Here is a 23,086-nt window from a genome sequence, read left to right on the forward strand (position 1 = left end):
CCGCTCAGGCGGCAGCGGGCCACCACGACCAGCCGCGTCGCGAGTGGCGTAATTCGACGACCGACAGCGGCGCGATCTCGATGCGACAGAACACGGTTGGCGATGCGCCGAGGGCGTGCACGATTGCCGCTCGCAGCAGAGTCGCGTGGGTGATTGCGACGATGGTTCGACTGTGCGCAAAGGCCGCGAAGCTTGCTTCGTTGACGGCATTGCATGAACGCACGTCTGCCTGCTGCGCGTCGAGCCACTCTCCAACCCGCTGCACGAGTTGACCGAACGATTCGCCGCCGGGCGGCGCGGCGTCGGGCTCGCGTGTCCAGGCGGCGAGTTCGCGGGGCGTTTCGTCGGCAATGTCCGCGAGGCGCTGGCCGCGCCATTTGCCATAGTCGATATCCGCCAATGCGTCGGCAGGCGTGGCGCTCAGACCGAGAGCGGCGGCCGTTTCGCGCGCGCTGGCGGCGGGGCTGGTGAACACGGCGCCGTCGGCGGGAAGCGCGAGACGCGGTCGCGCCGCTTCGGCTTCGGCGCGACCGCGCGCGTCGAGCGGATCGTCGGCAGGGAAGCGGCCCGCGCGCTGCGCGGCCGTTGCCGCGTGGCTCACCAGTAGTAGTCGCGTATCCATTTTCTTTGCGTTGGCGCTCCATTTGCACTTGCCTGCGAGGTTTCATCGGTTCGCGGCGAGCGTTGCGAGGTAACCCTCGCCGTCACGGAAGCCGCAGTTTAGCGCGTAGAATGGTGGCACTGCGAAGCACGGAAGCCGGTGAGAGCCCGGCGCGGTCGCGCCACTGTAATCGGCATTGCAATCCACAAGAGCCGAAAGCCAGACCTGAGCTTCGCACCATTCCTCTGCAATCGACTTTCGGGGCGCGTCACCCCCAGGAGATGTCCATCATGACCGAAGCTGTTCTTGATCGCGCTGCGCAACCGGCGGCCCAGCCCACTCCCATTCCTTTGCGCGAACTGCTGCCGTGGGTCGTGTTCGGCGGCTTGCTGCTGTTGCTCGCGCTTTACTTCGTTGGTGCGGAACAGGGGGCGACGTCGCTCGTGCCCGGCATGTACGTGCATGAGTTCGTGCACGACGGCCGCCATCTGCTCGGCTTTCCCTGCCACTAACGGAGTTCGACATGGTAGGTAAATTGTTGGTGCGCGGGATGCTCGCGGGCATCGTCGCGGGCTTGCTCACGTTTGCGTTCGCTCGAATCGTCGGCGAACCACAGGTCGATCAGGCCATTTCATTCGAAGAAAAAGCGGCCGCCGCGCGCGGCGAGGCGCCCGAGCCCGAAATCGTGAGCCGTCAGACGCAGGCTGGCCTCGGCCTGCTGACTGGCGTGGTCACGTATGGCGCGGCATTTGGCGGCCTGTTCTCGCTGGTGTTTGCGTATGCGTATGGACGCGCGGGTACGTTGAGCGTGCGTGCGCTGTCCGCGTGGCTCGCGCTTGGCGCGTTCATGACGCTCGTGATCGTGCCGAATATCAAGTATCCGGCTAATCCGCCGTCGATCGGTGATCCGGAGACGATCGGCACGCGCACGGGCCTGTTCTTTCTGATGATCGCGATTTCGCTCGCGACGATGGTGTTTTCGCTGAAGGTGCGGCGTCGCGCGGCGGCGAAGCTGGGTGCGTGGAACGGTTCGATCGTCGCGGGGCTCTTGTTCGTTGTGGTCATCGCGGCCGTGCAACTGTCGATGCCGGTCATCAATGAAGTGCCGGCCGCGTTCCCGGCTGTGCTGCTGTGGAAGTTCCGCGTCGCGGCGATCGGCATGCAGGTGGTCATGTGGACGACGATCGGGCTGCTGTTTGGCGCGATGGTCGAGCGCAGCGCTTTTATGCGTACGAATGCGCGGGTGACGATGAAGTCCGCCTGATTGTGACGGTGACACGTGGCCGCGCAAGCGGCCATGCTTCGCGCGCAACGCGCGGGAATGGTTTTGGATCAAGCACTTGCCGCGGTTGTGGAGCGGTTATCCACAGCCTTGCAAACATTTTCTGTGGAAAAGCTGCTTAACGGTTTTTCGCAACTCCACTCATCTCTCCCTTTCGCCGCGGCGCTCCGGAGAATTCAATTGGAAGCCTAACTAATTCAGGTTGCACGCGGCGCTGCTCAATTTTTAAGCTTTTCAACTTTTTAAAATAAATTGTGAGAAGGGTATTGACGTGTTGTCGACCGCTCTCCATAATCTCGTTTCTCTGCTGCAGACGCAGCGACGCAAACGAAGCAGTGCCGGGTAGTGGTGGTTCAGGCGCGGCGGGTTTGGCGGACCGATCTTTAAAAACTAACAGTCGATAAGTGTGGGCGCTTGATGCGGAATGCGGCGGCGGATTCTGTGGAATCTGCTGTCAGGCAGAAGTATCAGAAGCCTCACACAGTATTGGAGGAAGGTTTGTCTGTCGGAAGACGGATCAATCATCGTCAGTACGTTGAGTGAGCGACCGGGTTCGAGAGAGCCCGAAAACAGTAACAGGTTTGAACTGAAGAGTTTGATCCTGGCTCAGATTGAACGCTGGCGGCATGCCTTACACATGCAAGTCGAACGGCAGCACGGACTTCGGTCTGGTGGCGAGTGGCGAACGGGTGAGTAATACATCGGAACGTGTCCTGGAGTGGGGGATAGCCCGGCGAAAGCCGGATTAATACCGCATACGCTCGGGAGAGGAAAGCGGGGGATCGCAAGACCTCGCGCTCAAGGGGCGGCCGATGGCAGATTAGGTAGTTGGTGGGGTAAAGGCCTACCAAGCCGACGATCTGTAGCTGGTCTGAGAGGACGACCAGCCACACTGGGACTGAGACACGGCCCAGACTCCTACGGGAGGCAGCAGTGGGGAATTTTGGACAATGGGCGCAAGCCTGATCCAGCAATGCCGCGTGTGTGAAGAAGGCCTTCGGGTTGTAAAGCACTTTTGTCCGGAAAGAAAACCTCGTGGCTAATATCCGTGAGGGATGACGGTACCGGAAGAATAAGCACCGGCTAACTACGTGCCAGCAGCCGCGGTAATACGTAGGGTGCGAGCGTTAATCGGAATTACTGGGCGTAAAGCGTGCGCAGGCGGTGCTGTAAGACCGATGTGAAATCCCCGGGCTTAACCTGGGAACTGCATTGGTGACTGCAGCGCTGGAGTATGGCAGAGGGGGGTGGAATTCCACGTGTAGCAGTGAAATGCGTAGAGATGTGGAGGAACACCGATGGCGAAGGCAGCCCCCTGGGCCAATACTGACGCTCATGCACGAAAGCGTGGGGAGCAAACAGGATTAGATACCCTGGTAGTCCACGCCCTAAACGATGTCAACTGGTTGTCGGGCCTTCATTGGCTTGGTAACGTAGCTAACGCGTGAAGTTGACCGCCTGGGGAGTACGGTCGCAAGATTAAAACTCAAAGGAATTGACGGGGACCCGCACAAGCGGTGGATGATGTGGATTAATTCGATGCAACGCGAAAAACCTTACCTACCCTTGACATGTATGGAATCCTGCCGAGAGGCGGGAGTGCCCGAAAGGGAGCCGTAACACAGGTGCTGCATGGCTGTCGTCAGCTCGTGTCGTGAGATGTTGGGTTAAGTCCCGCAACGAGCGCAACCCTTGTCCCTAGTTGCTACGCAAGAGCACTCCAGGGAGACTGCCGGTGACAAACCGGAGGAAGGTGGGGATGACGTCAAGTCCTCATGGCCCTTATGGGTAGGGCTTCACACGTCATACAATGGTCGGAACAGAGGGTTGCCAAGCCGCGAGGTGGAGCCAATCCCGGAAAACCGATCGTAGTCCGGATCGCACTCTGCAACTCGGGTGCGTGAAGCTGGAATCGCTAGTAATCGCGGATCAGCATGCCGCGGTGAATACGTTCCCGGGTCTTGTACACACCGCCCGTCACACCATGGGAGTGGGTTTTACCAGAAGTGGCTAGTCTAACCGCAAGGAGGACGGTCACCACGGTAGGATTCATGACTGGGGTGAAGTCGTAACAAGGTAGCCGTATCGGAAGGTGCGGCTGGATCACCTCCTTTCCAGAGCTGTGCATTCACTGCACTCAAGTGCTCACGCTTATCGGCTGTGGTTAATGGAAGCAACGCAGACAGACATCAGGGGTCTGTAGCTCAGCCGGTTAGAGCACCGTCTTGATAAGGCGGGGGTCGATGGTTCGAATCCATCCAGACCCACCACGGTCTTGTCTGGTGAGCTGAAGGGCTGGGGCCGCTGGAATAGCTGTGGGACTGGGGGATTAGCTCAGCTGGGAGAGCACCTGCTTTGCAAGCAGGGGGTCGTCGGTTCGATCCCGTCATCCTCCACCAATCCTCAATGCGCAGGGTTCTGCCTGAAGGCAGAGCGTTGCGCATTGGCGATTGAGCCAGTCAGGGCGGTATGAGGCACAGGCTTTATACCGGCTGCCGTTCTTTAACAATCAGGAAGAAGTAGTAAAGAGATTCACGAAAGCATGCCTGGAGATGGGTGTGTGAGTAGGTGAATCAGGGTTGTGATTGTATCGATGTATTTTAAAGGTGATCGAAAGATTGCCTTGGAATACGGCGCAACACGAATACTCAACCTGTAACGGAACGTGAATGGTCGACTCCTTCGGGAACCTGTCCCCTCCGGGGATGGGACCAGAGTAAGCGCTAAAGCGCTAACACTGGTCGACAGAGACACACCCGTTATAGGGTCAAGCGAACAAGTGCATGTGGTGGATGCCTTGGCGATCACAGGCGATGAAGGACGCGGTAGCCTGCGAAAAGCTCCGGGGAGCTGGCAAACGAGCATTGATCCGGAGATGTCCGAATGGGGAAACCCACTCCTAATGGAGTATCCGTAGCTGAATCCATAGGCTGCGTGAGGCGAACGCGGTGAACTGAAACATCTAAGTAACCGCAGGAAAAGAAATCAACCGAGATTCCCAGAGTAGTGGCGAGCGAAATGGGATCAGCCTGTACACGTTATCTGTATTGTTAGTCGAACGCTCTGGAAAGTGCGGCCATAGCAGGTGATAGCCCTGTAGACGAAAACAGCATGGAAGAACTGGGTGTACGAGAAGTAGGGCGGGACACGTGAAATCCTGTCTGAAGATGGGGGGACCATCCTCCAAGGCTAAATACTCGTGATCGACCGATAGTGAACCAGTACCGTGAGGGAAAGGCGAAAAGAACCCCGGGAGGGGAGTGAAACAGATCCTGAAACCGCATGCATACAAACAGTCGGAGCCTCTGCGAAGGGGTGACGGCGTACCTTTTGTATAATGGGTCAGCGACTTACATTCAGTGGCGAGCTTAACCGATTAGGGCAGGCGTAGCGAAAGCGAGTCCGAACAGGGCGTCCAGTCGCTGGGTGTAGACCCGAAACCAGGTGATCTATCCATGGCCAGGTTGAAGGCACGGTAACACGTGCTGGAGGACCGAACCCACTAACGTTGAAAAGTTAGGGGATGAGCTGTGGATAGGGGTGAAAGGCTAAACAAACCTGGAAATAGCTGGTTCTCTCCGAAAACTATTTAGGTAGTGCCTCGTGTATCACCTTCGGGGGTAGAGCACTGTCATGGTTGTGGGGTCCATTGCGGATTACTACGCCATAGCAAACTCCGAATACCGAAGAGTGCAATCACGGGAGACAGACATCGGGTGCTAACGTCCGGTGTCAAGAGGGAAACAACCCAGACCGCCAGCTAAGGTCCCCAAATATGGCTAAGTGGGAAACGAAGTGGGAAGGCTAAAACAGTCAGGAGGTTGGCTTAGAAGCAGCCACCCTTTAAAGAAAGCGTAATAGCTCACTGATCGAGTCGTCCTGCGCGGAAGATGTAACGGGGCTAAGCCATATACCGAAGCTGCGGATGCACAGTAATGTGCATGGTAGGAGAGCGTTCCGTAAGCCTGCGAAGGTGCACTGGAAAGTGTGCTGGAGGTATCGGAAGTGCGAATGCTGACATGAGTAGCGATAAAGGGGGTGAAAGGCCCCCTCGCCGTAAGCCCAAGGTTTCCTACGCAACGTTCATCGGCGTAGGGTGAGTCGGCCCCTAAGGCGAGGCAGAAATGCGTAGCTGATGGGAAGCAGATTAATATTTCTGCACCATTGTGAAATGCGATGGGGGGACGGATCGCGGAAGGTTGTCCGGGTGTTGGAAGTCCCGGTCCTTGCATTGGAGAAGGCGCTTTGGCAAATCCGGGCGCGGAATTCAAGGGTGCGAGGCGAGTCGCTCAGGCGACGAAGCAACTGGAAGGGGTTCCAGGAAAAGCCTCTAAGCTTCAGTTTCACAGTGACCGTACCGCAAACCGACACAGGTGGGCGAGATGAGTATTCTAAGGCGCTTGAGAGAACTCGGGAGAAGGAACTCGGCAAATTGGTACCGTAACTTCGGGATAAGGTACGCCCTCATAGCCTGACTGGCCTGCGCCAGAAGGGTGAAAGGGTTGCAATAAACTGGTGGCTGCGACTGTTTAATAAAAACACAGCACTCTGCAAACACGAAAGTGGACGTATAGGGTGTGACGCCTGCCCGGTGCCGGAAGATTAAATGATGGGGTGCAAGCTCCTGATTGAAGTCCCGGTAAACGGCGGCCGTAACTATAACGGTCCTAAGGTAGCGAAATTCCTTGTCGGGTAAGTTCCGACCTGCACGAATGGCGTAACGATGGCCACACTGTCTCCTCCCGAGACTCAGCGAAGTTGAAGTGTTTGTGATGATGCAATCTCCCCGCGGCTAGACGGAAAGACCCCATGAACCTTTACTGTAGCTTTGCATTGGACTTTGAACCGGTCTGTGTAGGATAGGTGGGAGGCTATGAAGCGTGGACGCCAGTCTGCGTGGAGCCGTCCTTGAAATACCACCCTGATCTGTTTGAGGTTCTAACCTTGGCCCGTGATCCGGGTCGGGGACAGTGCATGGTAGGCAGTTTGACTGGGGCGGTCTCCTCCCAAAGTGTAACGGAGGAGTACGAAGGTACGCTAGGTACGGTCGGAAATCGTGCTGATAGTGCAATGGCATAAGCGTGCTTGACTGTGAGACTGACAAGTCGAACAGGTGCGAAAGCAGGTCATAGTGATCCGGTGGTTCTGTATGGAAGGGCCATCGCTCAACGGATAAAAGGTACTCTGGGGATAACAGGCTGATACCGCCCAAGAGTTCATATCGACGGCGGTGTTTGGCACCTCGATGTCGGCTCATCTCATCCTGGGGCTGTAGCCGGTCCCAAGGGTATGGCTGTTCGCCATTTAAAGAGGTACGTGAGCTGGGTTTAAAACGTCGTGAGACAGTTTGGTCCCTATCTGCCGTGGGCGCTGGATATTTGAAGGGGGCTGCTCCTAGTACGAGAGGACCGGAGTGGACGAACCTCTGGTGTACCGGTTGTCACGCCAGTGGCATCGCCGGGTAGCTATGTTCGGAAGAGATAACCGCTGAAAGCATCTAAGCGGGAAACTCGCCTTAAGATGAGATATCCCCGGGGCTTCGAGCCCCTTGAAGGGTCGTTCAAGACCAGGACGTTGATAGGTCAGGTGTGCACGTACAGTAATGTACTGAGCTAACTGATACTAATTGCCCGTAAGGCTTGATCCTATAACCGGTGTGTTTTGCGGTCAGCGTGAGCGCTTCAGCTGTCGGCCGGAGTTAGTGCTTCAGCACTTACTCCGGGCCCATGCAAAGCGCTTACCCGGACCCCACCCCCGAAGGGGGCAGGAACACGCACACGGTTGAGATCGGTGTTGTGCCAGAAACAACACAACCCCCCACCCGAATCCTTTACGCTTCTTCCCGATTGGCTGTGGCGCAACCGGTTGACTCCAACCCTGCGACGCAGCAACCCGTCATGCCTGATGACCATAGCGAGTCGGTCCCACCCCTTCCCATCCCGAACAGGACCGTGAAACGACTCCACGCCGATGATAGTGCGGATTGCCCGTGTGAAAGTAGGTAATCGTCAGGCTCCTCCCCAGTCAGAAACCCCACCCGCCGCGGTGGGGTTTTTGCGTTTACGCGGCCGTCATCGGCAGAGATGACGTTTCGGAGACAATCCAGCCGCCACAATTCGACAATACGACGTCGGAAAGTGCGCGCGTCAACTCTCTTTCAATTGTTCGCGCTATGCTCACGTATTCCTTTCGGAAGCGCTGGCATCGAACGACCTATGAAATCAGATCTGGCAATGCAAACCTACGGCGCGGATTCGTCGGGTATGGTCTGCGGTTTCCGGTTTTCGCCGACGCTCGCCGGGCGGCCGATCGACGCGGACGAAGTCATCGACCGGTTCCGCGAGCGCGAGGACGATGCCGGCACTAGCGCGACGGACGCTGGCGAGTTTCTATGGCTTCACTTCAATCTCGCGCATAGCGCGAGCGAGCGCTGGATACGGTCACAACTCGATCTGCCCGAAACCTTTTTCGACGCCTTGCGCGAAGGCTCGCATTCGACGCGGATCGAGCATGCGGACGGCGCACTGCGCGCGGTCGTCAACGACGTCATGTTCAACCTCGAATTCATCCCGTCAGAAATCGCGACGCTGTGGATCTACGCACATAAGCGGCTCATCGTGACGGCGCGGCTGAAGCCGCTGCGCTCGGTCGACCGTTTGCGCGCGTCGGTGCGCGAAGGTGAAATATTCAGGTCACCTGCCGAACTGCTAGTTCATCTGATGCGCGATCAGGCCGACCTGCTCGTGCAGATCGTCCGCCGAACCAGTGTCGACGTCGATCGAATCGAGGATCGCTTTCTGTCGCAACGGCCGACGCAAAACCGCCTGGACCTCGCGGCGCGATGCGTCGCACGCTGACACGCCTGCAACGCATGCTGGCACCCGAACCGGGCGCGATTTTCCGCTTGCTGGCGAGGCCGCCTCGCTGGCTTCATGCGGAAGACGTGCAAGATCTGCGTGAATCGACGGAGGAGTTCTCGGTCGTGCTTTCGGACGTAGCGGGATTGATCGAGCGGGTCAGATTGCTGCAGGAAGAAATCACCTCGCGCCTCGAGGAGTAGAACAACCGGACGCTATTTACGCTGACGCTAGTCACGGTGCTGGTGATGCCGATCAATATCGTCGCCGGTTTCTTCGGCATGAACGTCGGTGGCATTCCGCTCGCCGAGAACAAGCATGGCTTCTGGCTGATGGTGGTGCTGGTCGCCGGTTTTACCGGGCTGACAGGCTGGTGGGCGTTTCGCCGCCGAAGGGAGCGCTAGAAGGCGCAGCAGATTTGGCCCGCTTTTTACGAGGCCAAACCGCCGGCGTGATCGAAGCCCGAACATGCCCGTCTTCGAATGCGCTTCGCAGCGATTCAAAGAGGGCAAATACTCGTCGATTACTCGGGTGCTTTATTCGAGCGCGGCAGCCGGCCCAAAGAACTCATAATGGCTCTGCGATTCCGGCACGCCGATCGTCTTCAGGCCTTTCTTGATTGCCTTCATGAACGCGACGGGCCCGAGGAAATACACGTCGACATCGCGCGTTTCGGGCAACCACTTCTTCAGATTCGCTTCGTCGACATAACCGACCGCGTGCGATTCGGCATCGCCATCACGGCGCTCCTCGTAGCAATAGAAGCGCTTCAGTTGCGGATGGCGTGCGGCCAATGCATCGATTGCGCCGCGGAATGCATGCACGCCACCATGACGGGCCGCGTGAATGAAATGCACCGTACGATTGGTCTTCAGCGCGACCTCCAGCATCGCCATCGTCGGCGTAATGCCAACACCGCCGCTGATCAGCACCAACGGCTTGTCGCCAGGTTGCAGCGTAAATTCGCCGGACGGCGCGAACAGATCGAGCGAGTCGTTTTCCTTGATCTGCTCGTGCAGATACTTCGACACGGTGCCATTCGGTTCACGCTTCACGCTGATGCGATATTCGCGGCCATCGCTCATTGCGGACAGCGAATAGTTGCGACGCACTTCTTCGCCGTCGATCACCAGTCGCACGCCAATGTACTGACCCGGCTGAAACGCGAGCAATTCGCCGCCGTCATCGGGACGCAGATAGAACGACGTGATCTCGTCGCTTTCACGCATTTTGCGCGCGACGCGGAACAACCGCGTGCCGCGCCAGCCGCCGCCGGGCGCTGCTGCGCTTTCGGCGTAGATCTTCTCTTCGAGGCCGATCAGCAGATCGGCGAGTTGTTGATACGCGGCGGCCCACGCTTCGATCACGGCGTCGGTTGCGACGTCCGCGCCGAGTACTTCGCGAATCGCGCGCAGCAGACACTTGCCGACGATCGGATAGTGCTCAGGCTGCACGTTCAGCGACACGTGCTTGTTGATGATCTGCGCGACTAGCCCGCCCAACTGCTCGAACTGATCGATATGGCGCGCATACATCAGCACGCCGTTGGCCAACGCGCGCGGTTGCGCGCCGCTTGCCTGATTGGCTTGATTGAACATCGGGCGCACTTCCGGATGCTCGCTGAGCATGAGATTGTAGAAGTGCGTGGTGAGCGCCTCGCCGCCGCTTTCCAGGAGCGGCACGGTTGCTTTGATGATGGCGCGGTGTTCGGCGGATAGCATGTTTTTAAGTCCTGGTGAGAGTCTGAGTGAGCGTCTGTCTATCAGCGAATGTCACAGCCGGTTTCGGCAGACTGCCTTTACGATCCACGATTCGTGCCAGGTATAAAATGCATTTAGATCAACGATCTGGCAATTAAGATGGTTCATTCGACCCTAGTCGAAAAGACTCGACCCGCAGTCGATCTGACTACAGGGGCGGTCCTCGATGTTCTTACCCCGCTGATTCTCGACCTGTCGCGCGAGCTGTCCGAGCGCGAGCGTTATCGGCGGCTGCTCAGCGCGCTGCGCTCGCTATTTCCGGGCGACGCGGCGGCTCTGCTACGCCTCGAAGGCGATACGCTGGTGCCACTCGCCATCGACGGCTTGAGCAGCGATACGCTCGGGCGGCGTTTTCGCGTCGCCGAGCATCCGCGCTTTCAGGAGCTGCTGGCCCAGCCAGGGCCGACGCGCTTCGCCGCCGATTCCGGTCTGCCCGATCCCTACGATGGCCTCGTGCAAGTCATGGCGGCCGGGCACCTCGAAGTGCACGACTGTCTGGGGTGCGCGCTGTTCATCCGCGGCGAGCCTTGGGGCTTGCTCACGCTCGACGCACTCGACCCGGCGCGCTTCGACACACTCGACATGGCCTCGCTGCAGGCGTTTCTCGGCCTCGCGGCCGCGACCGTGAGCGTCGTCGAACGCATCGACGCGTTGGCGCGCAATGGCGAGGAGGCGCAGCGCCGCGCGGAAGCGTATCGGCTGGCGAGCAGCGAGAGCCGGCGCGAGCTGATCGGCAGCAGCGACGCGCATCGCCGCATGATCAAGGACATCGAGGTGGTGGCCGCCAGCGATCTGACCGTGCTCGTCACCGGCGAGACCGGCGTCGGCAAGGAACTTGTCGCCAATGCGATCCACGCGCTGTCGCCGCGCGCGAACAAGCCGCTGATCAGCCTGAACTGCGCGGCGTTGCCCGATACGCTCGTCGAGAGCGAACTGTTCGGGCACGTGCGCGGCGCGTTTTCGGGAGCCTCGGCGGATCGACGCGGCAAGTTCGAACTCGCGGACGGCGGCACCATTTTCCTCGACGAAGTCGGTGAGTTGCCCCTCGCGGTGCAGGCAAAGCTGTTGCGCGTGCTGCAGAACGGCCAGTTGCAGCGCATCGGCTCGGACCACGAACACAGAGTCGACGTGCGGCTCATCGCCGCAACCAATCGCGACCTCGCCGAAGAAGTGCGCGCGGGCCGCTTTCGCGCCGACCTCTATCATCGCCTCAGCGTGTATCCGCTACGCGTGCCGCCGTTGCGCGAGCGTGGCCGCGACGTGCTACTGCTGGCGGGCTTCTTCCTCGAAGACAATCGCTCCCGGCTCGGTTTGCTGAGCCTGCGCCTTGCGGCTGACGCGCAGGCCGCATTGCTGCACTACTCATGGCCCGGCAATGTGCGCGAACTGGAGCATCTGATCGGACGCAGTGCACTGAAGGCGTTGGCGGCCAATCGTGAGCGCCGCCGTATTCTGACGTTGACGGCCGCGGACTTCGCGTTGCCGGACGCACAAGATCATGAAGCCAATCAAATCGCCACGCAGAGCGAGGAAAGCGAGACGAAAGACTTTCGCAGCGCGGTCACCGAGTTCGAACGCAATCTCGTTCTCGAAGCGCTGATCCGCAACAGGCAGAACTGGGCGGCGGTCGCGCGCGAGCTGGGGCTGGACCGGGCGAATCTGAATCGGCTGGCTAAACGGCTCGGGCTCAAATAAGCGAACAGGCGCAGGGGTGCCGTCGCGGCCCGGCACTAAGGTCAAGCCACATCGAACCGCCGATCGCGCTGACAACAGATCGTCAGCGCCGCTCGCTGGGCTCAACGTCTTAACGAAAAACAAAGGCCCGCTTCGGAAAATCGAACTTCGCGGAACGCAGCGCGTCGGTCATAGTGGGCCCTCACGAGGATCAACACACTGAATCTGGAGACTCCGTCATGTCCGCTGCCCCAGAGAAACTCGACGATTGGCTCAACAAGCAGGCGGTGGCCGAAGACGACATCACCGCGTTTCCATTGAAGGCGCTTGCCGCCACGCTCGATCGGGAGGAAAACGGTAACACCGTGCCGCCGTTGTGGCACTGGCTGTACTTTCTGCCGGTCACGCCGCTATCCGAAGTCGGTCCCGACGGACATCCGAAGCGTGGCGGTTTTCTGCCGCCCGTGCCACTGCCGCGCCGCATGTGGGCTGGCGGCCGGCTCACGTTTCATGCGCCGCTGAAGATCGGCGAGCATGCGCGGCGCACGTCGACGATCGCCAATATCGAGGACAAGACCGGCCGCTCGGGCCGCCTCGTGTTCGTCACCGTGCAACATACGATCGAAGTCGATGGTGAGTTGAAGCTCGAAGAGGAGCACGACATCGTCTATCGCGACGCGCCGCAGGAGGGCGCGCGGCCGCAACAGCCGGCGCCCGCGCCCGAAGACGAAACATGGCGCCGCACGATCGACGCCGATGCCGTGATGCTGTTGCGCTACTCGGCGCTGACTTTCAACGGCCATCGCATTCACTACGACCATCCTTATGTCACGCAGGTCGAAGGCTATCCGGGCCTCGTCGTGCATGGCCCGCTGATTGCGACGCTGCTGGTCGATCTCGTGCGCCGAGAACTGCCGCAAGCGACGCTGCAAAGCTTCGCGTTTCGCGCGCTTCGCCCCACGTTCGCGGACCAGCCGTTCACGGTATGCGGCAAGGCGGCCGCCGACGGCAAGACCATCGACCTGTGGGCGAAGGACCACGAAGGTTATCTGACCATGCGCGCGACCGCCGCGCTCGCCTGAATTCCGCGAGACTCCACTATGCAAACCACGCAACACGATTCGTTCGAGGACATTCGCGAGGCCGTGCGCGATCTGTGTCAGCAGTTTTCCGGCGAGTACTTTCGCAAGATCGACGAGGCGCGCGGTTATCCGGAAGAGTTCGTCGACGCGCTGACGAAGGCCGGTTGGCTCGCCGCGCTGATTCCGCAGGACTTCGGCGGCTCGGGGCTCGGGCTCACGGAAGCGTCGGTGATCATGGAGGAGATCAATCGCGCGGGCGGCAACTCGGGCGCGTGCCACGGGCAGATGTACAACATGGGCACGCTGCTGCGGCACGGTTCGGAAGAACAGAAGCGCAAGTATCTGCCGAAGATCGCGAACGGCGACCTGCGTTTGCAATCGATGGGCGTGACCGAACCGACCACCGGCACCGATACGACGAAGATCAAGACGACCGCAGAGCGGCGCGGTGACCGTTACGTGATCAACGGTCAGAAGGTGTGGATCTCGCGCGTGCAACACTCGGACCTGATGATTCTGCTCGCACGCACCACTTCGCTCGCGGACGTGAAGAGGAAATCAGAGGGCATGTCGATCTTCATCGTCGATCTGCCCGAGGCGATCGGTCATGGCCTGACCGTGCAGCCGATTCTGAACATGGTCAATCACGAGACCAACGAGCTCTTTTTCGACAACCTCGAAATTCCGGCCGAGAATCTGATCGGCGAGGAAGGGCAAGGCTTCAAATACATTCTCGATGGCCTGAACGCGGAGCGCACGCTGATCGCCGCGGAATGCATCGGCGACGGTTACTGGTTTGTCGATAAAGTCACCGAATACGCGAAGGAGCGCGTCGTATTCGGCCGGCCGATCGGACAGAACCAGGGCGTGCAGTTTCCGATCGCGCGCTCGTTCATCAACGTCGAGGCAGCGAGCCTGATGCGCTTCGAAGCGGCACGTCGTTTCGACGCACATCAACCGTGCGGTGCGCAGGCGAATATGGCGAAGCTGCTCGCGGCGGATGCGTCGTGGGAAGCGGCCAATGCGTGCCTGCAATTTCACGGCGGTTTCGGCTTCGCGTGCGAGTACGACATCGAGCGCAAGTTTCGTGAAACGCGTCTGTATCAAGTCGCGCCGATATCGACCAATCTGATTCTCTCGTACGTGGCCGAGCATATCCTCGGGCTGCCGCGTTCGTTCTGACCCGCTGGCGGACATCATGAGACCACTCGACGGTATCAAGGTCATCACGCTCGAACACGCGATTGCCGCGCCGTTCTGCACGCGTCAACTGGCCGATCTCGGGGCGCGCGTGATCAAGATCGAACGGCCCGGCGTCGGCGATTTCGCGCGCGGCTATGACGAACGTGTGCATGGGCTGTCGTCGCACTTCGTGTGGACCAATCGCTCGAAGGAGAGTCTTTCGCTCGACCTGAAGCAGCCCGCGGCGGCCGAGATTCTCGATGCGTTGGTTGCCGATGCCGACGTGCTCGTGCAGAACCTCGCGCCAGGCGCGGCCGAACGGCTTGGCCTCGGCTACGACACATTGAGCCACAAGTATCCGAAGTTGATCGTCTGCGATATTTCCGGCTACGGCGCGGACGGTCCGTATCGCGACAAGAAGGCGTACGACCTGCTGATTCAAAGCGAGTCCGGCTTCCTGTCGATCACCGGTTCGCCCGGCGCGCCAGCGAAAGCGGGCTGTTCGATCGCCGATATCGCGGCGGGCATGTACGCGTATTCGAACGTCCTGAGCGCGCTGTTGCAGCGTGGGCGCACAGGGCGCGGTTGCCGCATCGATGTATCGATGCTCGAGAGCATGGTCGAGTGGATGGGTTATCCGCTCTACTACGCGATCGACGGTCAGTCGCAGCCCGCGCTTGCGGGCGCCGCGCATGCAACGATCTATCCTTATGGCCCGTTTCCCGCTGGCGATGGCAAGACGGTCATGCTTGGCCTGCAGAACGAACGGGAATGGAAGCTGTTCTGCGAGCGCGTGCTCGAACAGCCTGAACTGGCAACCGACGAACGCTTTGCATCGAACTCGAAACGCACTGCGGCGCGCGACGCCTTGCGCGAGGTGATCGTCGCGGCGTTCGCGAAGCAGAGCGCGGCGCACGTGATCGATCGACTCGATGAGGCAGGCATCGCGAACGCGCAGATGAATACGCTCGCCGACGTGTGGGCGCATCCGCAACTGAAGGCGCGCGAGCGCTGGCAGGAAGTCGGCACGGCAACGGGGACGATACCCGCATTGCGGCCGCCCGGTCTGCCTTCCGACCTCGAGCCGCGAATGGACCCTGTGCCCACGCTTGGTCAACATACGGAAGCAATTCTGCGTGAGCTTGGCTACGACAATGGGCGTATCGACGCGCTGCGCGCGGCGGGCACGATCTGATTCGCTAACGACCCCATGAACGACCATCCCAGTCTCACGCTTGCCACTTTCGCCGCGCAACTCGACTTCGACCGTATCCCGCACGAGGTCGTCGAGCGTACCGTCAACCTGTACGTCGATTGGCTCGGCTCGGCGCTGGCCGGCAAAGGCGCGCGCCCGGTCGAGACGATCGCGCGGTTCGCACGCACGGCAGCGGGGGCGACGAACGAGGGCCTCTGCGAGGTGCTGATCGACCGCGGTCGTACCACGCCGTATTTCGCCGCGATGATCAACGGCGCGGCATCGCATTTCGCCGAACAGGACGACGTGCACAATGGCTCGGTGTTTCATCCGGCGACCGTGGTGTTTCCGGTTGCGCTCGCGTTGGCACAGGCAAAGCGAGCGTCGGGGCGCGACTTCATCGCGGCGGCGGTGGCGGGATACGAGGTCGGCATTCGCATCGGCGAATTTCTCGGGCGCTCGCACTACAAGGTGTTTCACACCACGGGCACGGTCGGCACGGTCGCGGCCGCGGCAACGGCAGGACGCTTGCTGGGTTTGTTGCCGTCGCGGATGCTCGATGCGTTCGGCTCGGCGGGCACGCAGGCGAGCGGCCTATGGGAATTTCTGCGCGACGCCGCCGACTCGAAGCAACTGCACACCGCGATGGCCGCCGCGAACGGCCTGATGGCCGCGCAACTCGCCGCCGACGACTTCAAGGGCGCGACGCACATTCTCGAAGGCGCCCAGGGCATGGCCGCGGGCATGTCGAGCGACGCCGATCCGGCGCGCCTCGTCGATCGGCTTGGCAGCCGCTGGGCGACCGCGGAGACGTCGTTCAAGTATCACGCGGCGTGCCGCCATACGCATCCGGCCGCCGATGCGCTGCTCGCCGTCGTGCAGACGCATCGTTTCGCGCCGCGCGACATCGCGAAGGTCGTCGCGCACGTGCATCAAGGCGCGATCGATGTCCTCGGTCCCGTGGTCGCGCCGCGCAGCGTACATCAGGCGAAGTTCAACATGGGCACAGTGCTCGGGCTGGTCGCGCATCACGGCTATGCCGGCGTGACCGAATTCGAGCAGGGTTTCGACGCGAGCGAGATCGCCGCGTTTCGCGACAAGGTCACAATGGCGCTCGACGCTGAAGTCGACGCCGCCTATCCCGCACGCTGGATCGGCAAGGTCACGGTGACGACGACCGACGGCCGCGTGTTCGATGGGCGTGCCGATGAGCCGAAGGGCGATCCAGGCAATACCTTGTCGCGCGACGAGATTGCGACGAAGCTGCATCGGCTGGCGGCGTTTTCGGGTGCGGCTAGCGAAGAGGAGGCGGCGCAACTGCTTCGCCGCGCATGGCATATTGCCGAAGAGAAGCAGATTGGCTCGGTATTCGATGCAACTTCGCGCACGATGGTGGCGGCATGAGCGCGTTGCCCCGGTCGTATCTGTTCGTGCCTGGGAATCGGCCTGAGCGGTTTGACAAGGCCTATGCGGCCGGCGCGGATGCGGTGATTCTCGATCTGGAAGACGCGGTGCAGCCGGATCAGAAGGTGCCGGCGCGTGCGGCGGTTGTGGCCACGGTGTCGGCTAACGCATCGCGGGCCGCCTGGGTGCGTATCAATGGCTCGGATACGCCATGGTTTCCAGATGACGTTGCGGCGCTCGTTGGGCAGACCGGCGTCGCCGGAATCGTGCTGCCGAAGGCTGAGACGCGCGAACAGATCAACGCGGTGCTGGCGAACGCGCATCCGGCGTTGAGCGTGCTGCCGATTGTCGAGACTGCGCGCGGGTTCGCGAATCTTGCGGAGTTATGCAGCGCGCCGCGCGTGCTGCGTATCGTATTCGGTACGCTGGATTTTCAGATCGATCTCGGCATCGATGGGGATGGCGAGGAGTTGCATCTGTTTCGCTCGCAGATCGTGCTTGCGTCGAGGCTGGCTGGCATTGGTGCGCCGGTGGATGGCGTGTCGACGACCATTACCGATGCTGATGCGGTGCAAGCTGATGCGCGGCGCGGCCGGCGGTTCGGTTTCGGCGGCAAGCTTTGCATTCATCCGAAGCAGATCGACCCGGTGCATCGCGCGTATGCATGGAGTGACCCCGAGGTGGAGTGGGCGCAACGGGTGCTTGCGGCTGTCGAGGCGAGCCATGGCGCCACGGTTGCCGTGGATGGGAGGATGGTCGATATGCCGGTGATTCTGCGGGCGCGGAGGGTTGTGGGCGATTCCGAAAGCTCGGGGTCGCAACGTTGTCGATAAAGAAGATCTGTTCCTCTCAGCACGTCAAAAAATACCCTCCCGATGAGTACTATTCAAAATCCAGTTCTGCGCGGCTTCAACCCGGATCCTTGCGTGTGCCGTGGCAAGGATGCGTGGTATATCGCGGTTTCAACGTTTGAATGGTATCCGGGCGTTCTCATTTACGAATCAAAAGATTTCGTCAACTGGGAACTCAAGGCCACGCCTCTCGACAGGCTATCGCAATTGAACCTGATCGGAGAGCAGCCGTCCGGAGGCATATGGGCGCCAGCCCTCTCCTATCACGACGGTCTTTATTGGCTCGTCTATACCGACACCAAGGCATGGAAAGGCGAGCAGAAGATCTCCCCGCTTCGTGACATGCACAACTACCTCGTAACCGCCCCGGACATCACCGGACCCTGGTCGGAGCCCGTGCATCTCGTGTCCGGTGGATACGATCCATCCCTGTTCCACGACGAATCTGGCAAAAAGTGGCTCGCCTATATCCGGCGCGATTTCAGAGGTATCTACGAAGACCTGTTCGTCGGAATCGTTCTGCGGGAATACTCGGTGCAGGAGGAAAAGCTGATCGGCGAAGAGCACGTCATCTATAAAGGCGCCAACCTGAAGACCGATTACTTCATGAAATGTCAGATCTACGAGGCTCCGCATTTGCTGAAGAAGGGAGACCGGTACTACCTGACCACAGCGGAGGGGGGCACAGGCTATACACATGCAACGTGTGTATCCAGGTCCCGCGACATTTTCGGTCCATACGAGCTTCATCCTGATACGCCGATGCTCACGTCGCGCGACGCGAATGGACGGATTCAGCGGACCGGCCACGGCAATCTGGTCGAGGGTCCCAACGGCCAGTGGTACATGACGTACCTCGGATCGAGACCAATCGATGCGCACACGAAGCGCTCGCCGCTAGGCCGTGAAACCTGTGTCGCACCTATCGAATGGCATGCCGACTGGCCCCGCCTCGCCAGTGGCGGAGTGGTTCCCGCCGAATCTTTTGCGATCGGCTCGGATATCGAGCAAAGGCTCGACAGCAGTTGGACGATCGATTTCGGACAACGTGCCGCGCTGCCCCTGGAACTGCAGAGTCTGCGCATCCCCATCGGCGACGACTGGTGCAATCTTCACGAACGTCCGGGCTATCTGCGGATAAGGGGGCAAGAGTCGCCGACTTCGCGGTTCCATCAAAGCTTGTTGGCCTGTCGCATCCGTGACTGGCAGTTCGAAGTCGAAACCGCGCTGGAATTTTCACCCATGTCATATTTGCACATGGCTGGGCTCATGGCGCGTTACGACGAGAACACCTTCTACTATCTGTTCGTCACGCGCGACGACGACGGCACAAAAATCCTGTCCTACATGGAAATGGATGCCGGCAGCTTCGCCTACAGCAATCGACTGGCGACGCTGCCCGAGGCCACCGGGATCGACCTGCGGATTCGCGTCGTGGACGCGAAACTGCGCTTCTTCTATCGCTTGACGCACGGTGACTGGAAGGACCTTGAACTGGAAAAGGATTTCACGAAACTCAGCGATGAATATGCAACCCCCATCGGCTTCACGGGGGCATTCGCAGGTATCACCGTCAACGACATGCTTGGCTTTCGCGAGCCTGCCGATTTCAAGTCGTTCTCTTACCGCCAATTGATCGGCTAAAGCTCGGATTTCGTGTCATCGCTGTCATTTAATAATAAGGAAGATCTCATGCGCTTTCGTTGGAGACATCGCTACCTCGTGCTGCTTATTTTGTTCGCAATCTATCTGCTCTGTTACATGGACAGAATGATCATGGCAGCGGCTATTCCATTCATTGCGTCCGAGTTTCATCTGTCCGCGATGGAAATGGGTGGAATCCTGAGCGCGTTCTTCTTCAGCTACGCGCTATGTCAGATCCCGGCTGGCCTGCTTGCAGACAGATTCGGTCCGCGGCTGATGACGACGATCGGCATCACCTGGTGGACGATTTTCACCGCGCTTACCGGGCTGTGCAATTCGCTCGGCTTGCTGCTGGTGGTGCGGGTCGCGTTCGGCATCGGCGAAGCGCTCTTTCCTCCCGCCGCGTTCAAGGCACTGTCGGCGTGGTTCCCAAAGCGCGAAGTGGGACGGGCAACCGGGCTGATGATGACCACGAATGCGCTGGGACCCGCATTGGCGCCGCTGTTCGTGGCGGCCGTGATGGCCGCGTGGGGATGGCGCGCGATTTTCACGAGTCTGTTCATACCCGGTGTCGCGATGGCCGTATTCGGCTGGATCTATATCAGAAACAGCCCGAAAGACAGCAAGCACGTTTCGAAGATCGAATTGGAGGAAATCGGTACCAGCGAAAAGTCTTTGTCTGCCTCTGCCGGCAAAGCGGATTTTGCTGGTTTGGTGAAAACGCCGCTGGTCTGGTGGTGCTTCGTTACCTTGTTCGTCTTCAGCATCGCCTCGTGGGGCATCATGAGCTGGTTCCCGACGTATCTGCTGAAAGCGCGCGGTCTTTCGACGGCCAGAATGGGCATTATGGCGTCGGTGCCATTTCTCGTCGGCACGATTGCCTATTGCATCACGGGCTTTCTTTCCGACAAGTTCTTCCGCAATCGTCGCGAATTGCTTGTCGTCCTCGGCTGCGTCGTGGCCGCCATCTTTGCCTATCTGACGGCCCATGCGGAGACCGCGGAAACGGCGGTGTTCTTTCAGACGATCGGCTACGTCTTCTCAACCATGGCCGGCTGTTCGCTGTACACCATCCCGAACGTCGCGCTGCCGAACAAGGTCATCGGGTCGGCAATCGGCTTTGTCAATTCGGCGGGTCAGCTGGCAGGATTTCTTTCCCCGCTGATCGTCGGTTACATCCTGACCAGGACGAATGATGACTTCAATGTCGTATTCCACCTCTTCGTCGGCTGCTTCTTGTTGGCTTCGGTTTCCGCCTGGTTCATCAATACGAGGACGGACCTCAGCGACTCTGTCACGCGGAGCGCCGGCGCAGAAGTGCCCGTGCAAAACCGGACAGCGGGATAAATGGCGCGATGGGGCTTGAGCCGGCGATAATTGCGGCTCAGTCACCGGCTTTGGGCAACGACTCAATCAGTTCATGGATGCGTATCCTGAACTCGAAATCGAGTTCATCGCGCGCGACCATTTCGACGATCTCGTTCTCGAGGGCTTTGACCTTGCGCTGCGGTTCGGCGAGCCGAGGACATCGACTCTCGTCGCACGCAAGCTGTTCGACACGGTCGCGGTGACGGTCGCCGCGCCGTCGTACATCGCGCGACTGGGGCGGCCGGCAAAGCAGGAAGATCTCGAAGGCCCGAGCCACCGATGCCTGGAATTCCGCAATTCGGAGACAGGAAAGAGGGGCGGTTGATCAATCTCTTTCCCGACTGGGCTGACGAGCGCTATCCCCTCTACGCGTGCTATCGGTCACGGCATCACATGCCGGCGAAGACGCGTGCCTTTCTGGACTTAGTTGTCGAGTTGGCGAACGCTCACTAGCGAGCGGCCGTTACACAAACGGCTTGCATTAATCGACCTCGATGCGCTGCCGCCTTTCGGGTATGCAAATCGCTTCTTTACCATTCCCTTAATCAAACCGGAACACTCACCTCCAAAAAGCCCAATTCCCACCCCACGTCACCTGTCGCACTCTTGAAGCCAACGGCCCTGCACGATCCGACAACGGCCGTTCAGCGCTCTGCCCCGAGCCGCCGCATCGAACGAAGGCGGCCTCGCAGAACTATTCCGCGCTCGCGCCTCTCGCCCGCGCGCAGCCTAAAAAGACAGGAGACACAATTTGCCAGCCCCCATCAACTCTGGCGCACGCCTCGACCGCCTGCCGATCACCCGCTTCCACTGGAACATCCTCGGCCTGATCGGCGCGGGTGCTTTCCTCGACGCCTTCGACATCTATCTCGCCAACGGCGCGCTCGCGGCGATGGTCAAAACCGGCTTCACCGATCTCCGCCTCGGCTCGTTCTTCATCTCCGCGACCTTCATGGGCATGATGATCGGCGCGGGGCTGGCAGGCTATCTCGGCGACCGCTTCGGTCGACGCTATTCGTATCAGGCCAATCTCGCGATCTTCGGCATCGCATCGCTCGCCGCCTGCTTCGCGCCGAACATCTACTGGCTGATCCTGCTGCGCTTCGTCATGGGCATCGGTCTTGGCGCCGAACTCGTGGTCGCGGCCGGCACGCTGTGTGAGTTCGTGCCACCCGCCACACGCGGCCGCTGGACCGCGCTGCTCGCGCTGATCATCAACTCCGGTCTGCTCGGCGCGACCGCAGTCGGCTATTGGGTAATTCCACATCTCGGCTGGCGCTACATGTTCGCGATCGCGGGGGTTGGCGCGATGGTCGTGTGGTTCCTGCGGCATCGGATGCCGGAGTCGCCGCGCTGGCTCGAAACGGTCGGCCGGCTCGAAGAGGCGGAGGCCACCGTCTCGGCAATCGAGCGACAGGTCGAGGCGCGCGTCGGCAAGCTGCCGCCGGTTTCGCGCGTGGTCAGTCACGAGGTGCCGGCCGCGCCGTTCTCGGCGCTGTTCGCGCGCGGCATGATCGGCCGCACGCTGGTCGCCGCGCTGACCTGCATGGCGATCAACATGTCGCTGTACGGTTTCGTCGCGTGGCTGCCGACGTTCTTCGTCAAGGAAGGTCTGACCATCGTGCAGTCGCTCGGCTTCGTGCTGCTGATGTCGTTCGGTGCGCCGGCCGGCGCTGTCGTCGGTTATCTCGTGACGGACCGCCTGGGGCGACGCAACGGCATCGTGCTGTTCTCGCTTGCAACGATCGTGCTCGGCTTCGTCTACGTGCAGATGCGCGCGCCAGTGCCGATCGCGGTCGTCGGTTTCGCGCTCGTCACGACGATCTACACGGTCTGCACGCTCGGCCTGTTCGGCTATATCCCCGAGCTGTTTCCGACCGCGCATCGCTTGCGCGGCACCGGCGTGGCCGGCACGTGCGGCCGCGCGGCGTCGATGTCGACACCCTACGTCGCGCTGCTGCTCTACACGGAGTTCGGCGTGACGGGTGTGCTGACGATGGTCGGTGGCGTGCTGTTGTTGCTGAGTATCGCGATTCTCGCGCTGCGCATCGAAACGAGTCAGCAGACGCTCGAAGAGATTTCGCCCGATGCCGAGCTGATACCGCAAGCGGAGATGATGCGAGAGTCGGCTTAAGCCGTGCGCGCATCAAGGTGATCTGTCGATTCGGATCTTTCCCCGGCTAAAT

At 60.2% G+C, this 23,086-nt stretch carries 13 protein-coding genes, 2 tRNA genes, 3 rRNA genes and 2 pseudogenes; 18 read left to right on the forward strand and 2 right to left on the reverse strand.

The window, feature by feature from the left end:
• Positions 1-4 precede the first annotated feature (4 nt).
• Positions 5-622 (reverse strand): histidine phosphatase family protein, encoded by a 618-nt coding sequence (locus OKW28_RS09695; RefSeq protein WP_429445081.1) that lies wholly within the window; start codon positions 620-622, stop codon positions 5-7.
• A gap of 269 nt (positions 623-891) precedes the next feature.
• Between OKW28_RS09695 and OKW28_RS09700 the strand changes: the two genes are divergently transcribed.
• From OKW28_RS09700 to OKW28_RS09735, 8 genes and pseudogenes are all read left to right on the forward strand, one after another.
• The gene (locus OKW28_RS09700) at positions 892-1,113 is read left to right on the forward strand and encodes a CbtB domain-containing protein (RefSeq protein WP_184011521.1); all 222 of its coding nucleotides are present in this window, start codon (positions 892-894) and stop codon (positions 1,111-1,113) included.
• An 11-nt stretch (positions 1,114-1,124) separates the two neighbouring features.
• Positions 1,125-1,865: a CbtA family protein gene (locus OKW28_RS09705; protein ID WP_429445083.1), complete on the forward strand. Its 741-nt coding sequence runs from the start codon at positions 1,125-1,127 to the stop codon at positions 1,863-1,865.
• Between the two features lie 601 nt (positions 1,866-2,466).
• Positions 2,467-3,997, forward strand: a 16S ribosomal RNA gene (locus OKW28_RS09710).
• A 79-nt stretch (positions 3,998-4,076) separates the two neighbouring features.
• Positions 4,077-4,153 (forward strand) — tRNA-Ile (locus OKW28_RS09715).
• Between the two features lie 53 nt (positions 4,154-4,206).
• A tRNA-Ala gene (locus OKW28_RS09720) sits at positions 4,207-4,282 on the forward strand.
• 366 nt (positions 4,283-4,648) lie between these two features.
• A 23S ribosomal RNA gene (locus OKW28_RS09725) occupies positions 4,649-7,530 on the forward strand.
• Positions 7,531-7,783: 253 nt separating this feature from the next.
• Positions 7,784-7,897, forward strand: a 5S ribosomal RNA gene (rrf, locus tag OKW28_RS09730).
• Together the 16S, 23S and 5S rRNA genes with 2 tRNA genes alongside form the textbook arrangement of a ribosomal RNA operon.
• Positions 7,898-8,098: 201 nt before the next feature.
• Positions 8,099-9,144, forward strand: a pseudogene (locus OKW28_RS09735) (transporter).
• Between the two features lie 132 nt (positions 9,145-9,276).
• On the opposite strand, the gene hmpA reads toward OKW28_RS09735, so the two are convergent.
• A complete protein-coding gene (gene hmpA, locus OKW28_RS09740; RefSeq protein WP_429445085.1) occupies positions 9,277-10,461 on the reverse strand; it encodes an NO-inducible flavohemoprotein in 1,185 nt (394 codons plus the stop codon).
• A 138-nt stretch (positions 10,462-10,599) separates the two neighbouring features.
• On the opposite strand from hmpA, the gene norR reads away from it, so the two are divergent.
• The 10 genes and pseudogenes from norR to OKW28_RS09790 all read left to right on the forward strand — a co-directional run bounded on the left by norR (position 10,600) and on the right by OKW28_RS09790 (position 23,034).
• Complete coding sequence (gene norR / locus OKW28_RS09745; RefSeq protein ID WP_429445088.1) at positions 10,600-12,195, forward strand: nitric oxide reductase transcriptional regulator NorR; 1,596 nt, start codon at positions 10,600-10,602, stop codon at positions 12,193-12,195.
• A gap of 218 nt (positions 12,196-12,413) precedes the next feature.
• Positions 12,414-13,256: an FAS1-like dehydratase domain-containing protein gene (locus OKW28_RS09750; protein ID WP_429445089.1), complete on the forward strand. Its 843-nt coding sequence runs from the start codon at positions 12,414-12,416 to the stop codon at positions 13,254-13,256.
• 18 nt (positions 13,257-13,274) lie between these two features.
• Complete coding sequence (locus OKW28_RS09755) at positions 13,275-14,438, forward strand: acyl-CoA dehydrogenase family protein (protein ID WP_429445091.1); 1,164 nt, start codon at positions 13,275-13,277, stop codon at positions 14,436-14,438.
• Positions 14,439-14,454: 16 nt separating this feature from the next.
• Positions 14,455-15,633 carry a CaiB/BaiF CoA transferase family protein gene (locus OKW28_RS09760; protein ID WP_429445093.1) on the forward strand — a complete coding sequence of 393 codons (1,179 nt, stop codon included), beginning with the start codon at positions 14,455-14,457 and terminating at the stop codon, positions 15,631-15,633.
• 15 nt (positions 15,634-15,648) lie between these two features.
• Positions 15,649-17,037: an MmgE/PrpD family protein gene (locus OKW28_RS09765; RefSeq protein WP_429445094.1), complete on the forward strand. Its 1,389-nt coding sequence runs from the start codon at positions 15,649-15,651 to the stop codon at positions 17,035-17,037.
• Positions 17,034-17,870, forward strand: a complete 837-nt coding sequence (locus OKW28_RS09770; protein WP_429445096.1) for an HpcH/HpaI aldolase/citrate lyase family protein — start codon at positions 17,034-17,036, stop codon at positions 17,868-17,870. The genes OKW28_RS09765 and OKW28_RS09770 overlap by 4 nt, the downstream gene beginning before the upstream one ends.
• Before the next feature lie 42 nt (positions 17,871-17,912).
• Positions 17,913-19,532 carry a glycoside hydrolase family 43 protein gene (locus OKW28_RS09775; RefSeq protein WP_429445098.1) on the forward strand — a complete coding sequence of 540 codons (1,620 nt, stop codon included), beginning with the start codon at positions 17,913-17,915 and terminating at the stop codon, positions 19,530-19,532.
• Positions 19,533-19,544: 12 nt separating this feature from the next.
• Positions 19,545-20,879 (forward strand): MFS transporter, encoded by a 1,335-nt coding sequence (locus tag OKW28_RS09780; RefSeq protein ID WP_429445100.1) that lies wholly within the window; start codon positions 19,545-19,547, stop codon positions 20,877-20,879.
• A gap of 43 nt (positions 20,880-20,922) precedes the next feature.
• Positions 20,923-21,353 (forward strand): annotated as a pseudogene (locus tag OKW28_RS09785) (substrate binding domain-containing protein); the annotation flags it as partial.
• A 298-nt stretch (positions 21,354-21,651) separates the two neighbouring features.
• Entirely contained in the window at positions 21,652-23,034 is a 1,383-nt protein-coding gene (locus OKW28_RS09790) for an MFS transporter (RefSeq protein WP_429292065.1), read from the forward strand.
• The last annotated feature ends 52 nt before the right edge of the window (positions 23,035-23,086 follow it).

The sequence above is a fragment of the Paraburkholderia sp. 40 genome (assembly GCF_050434105.1).
Lineage (GTDB): Bacteria > Pseudomonadota > Gammaproteobacteria > Burkholderiales > Burkholderiaceae > Paraburkholderia > Paraburkholderia tuberum.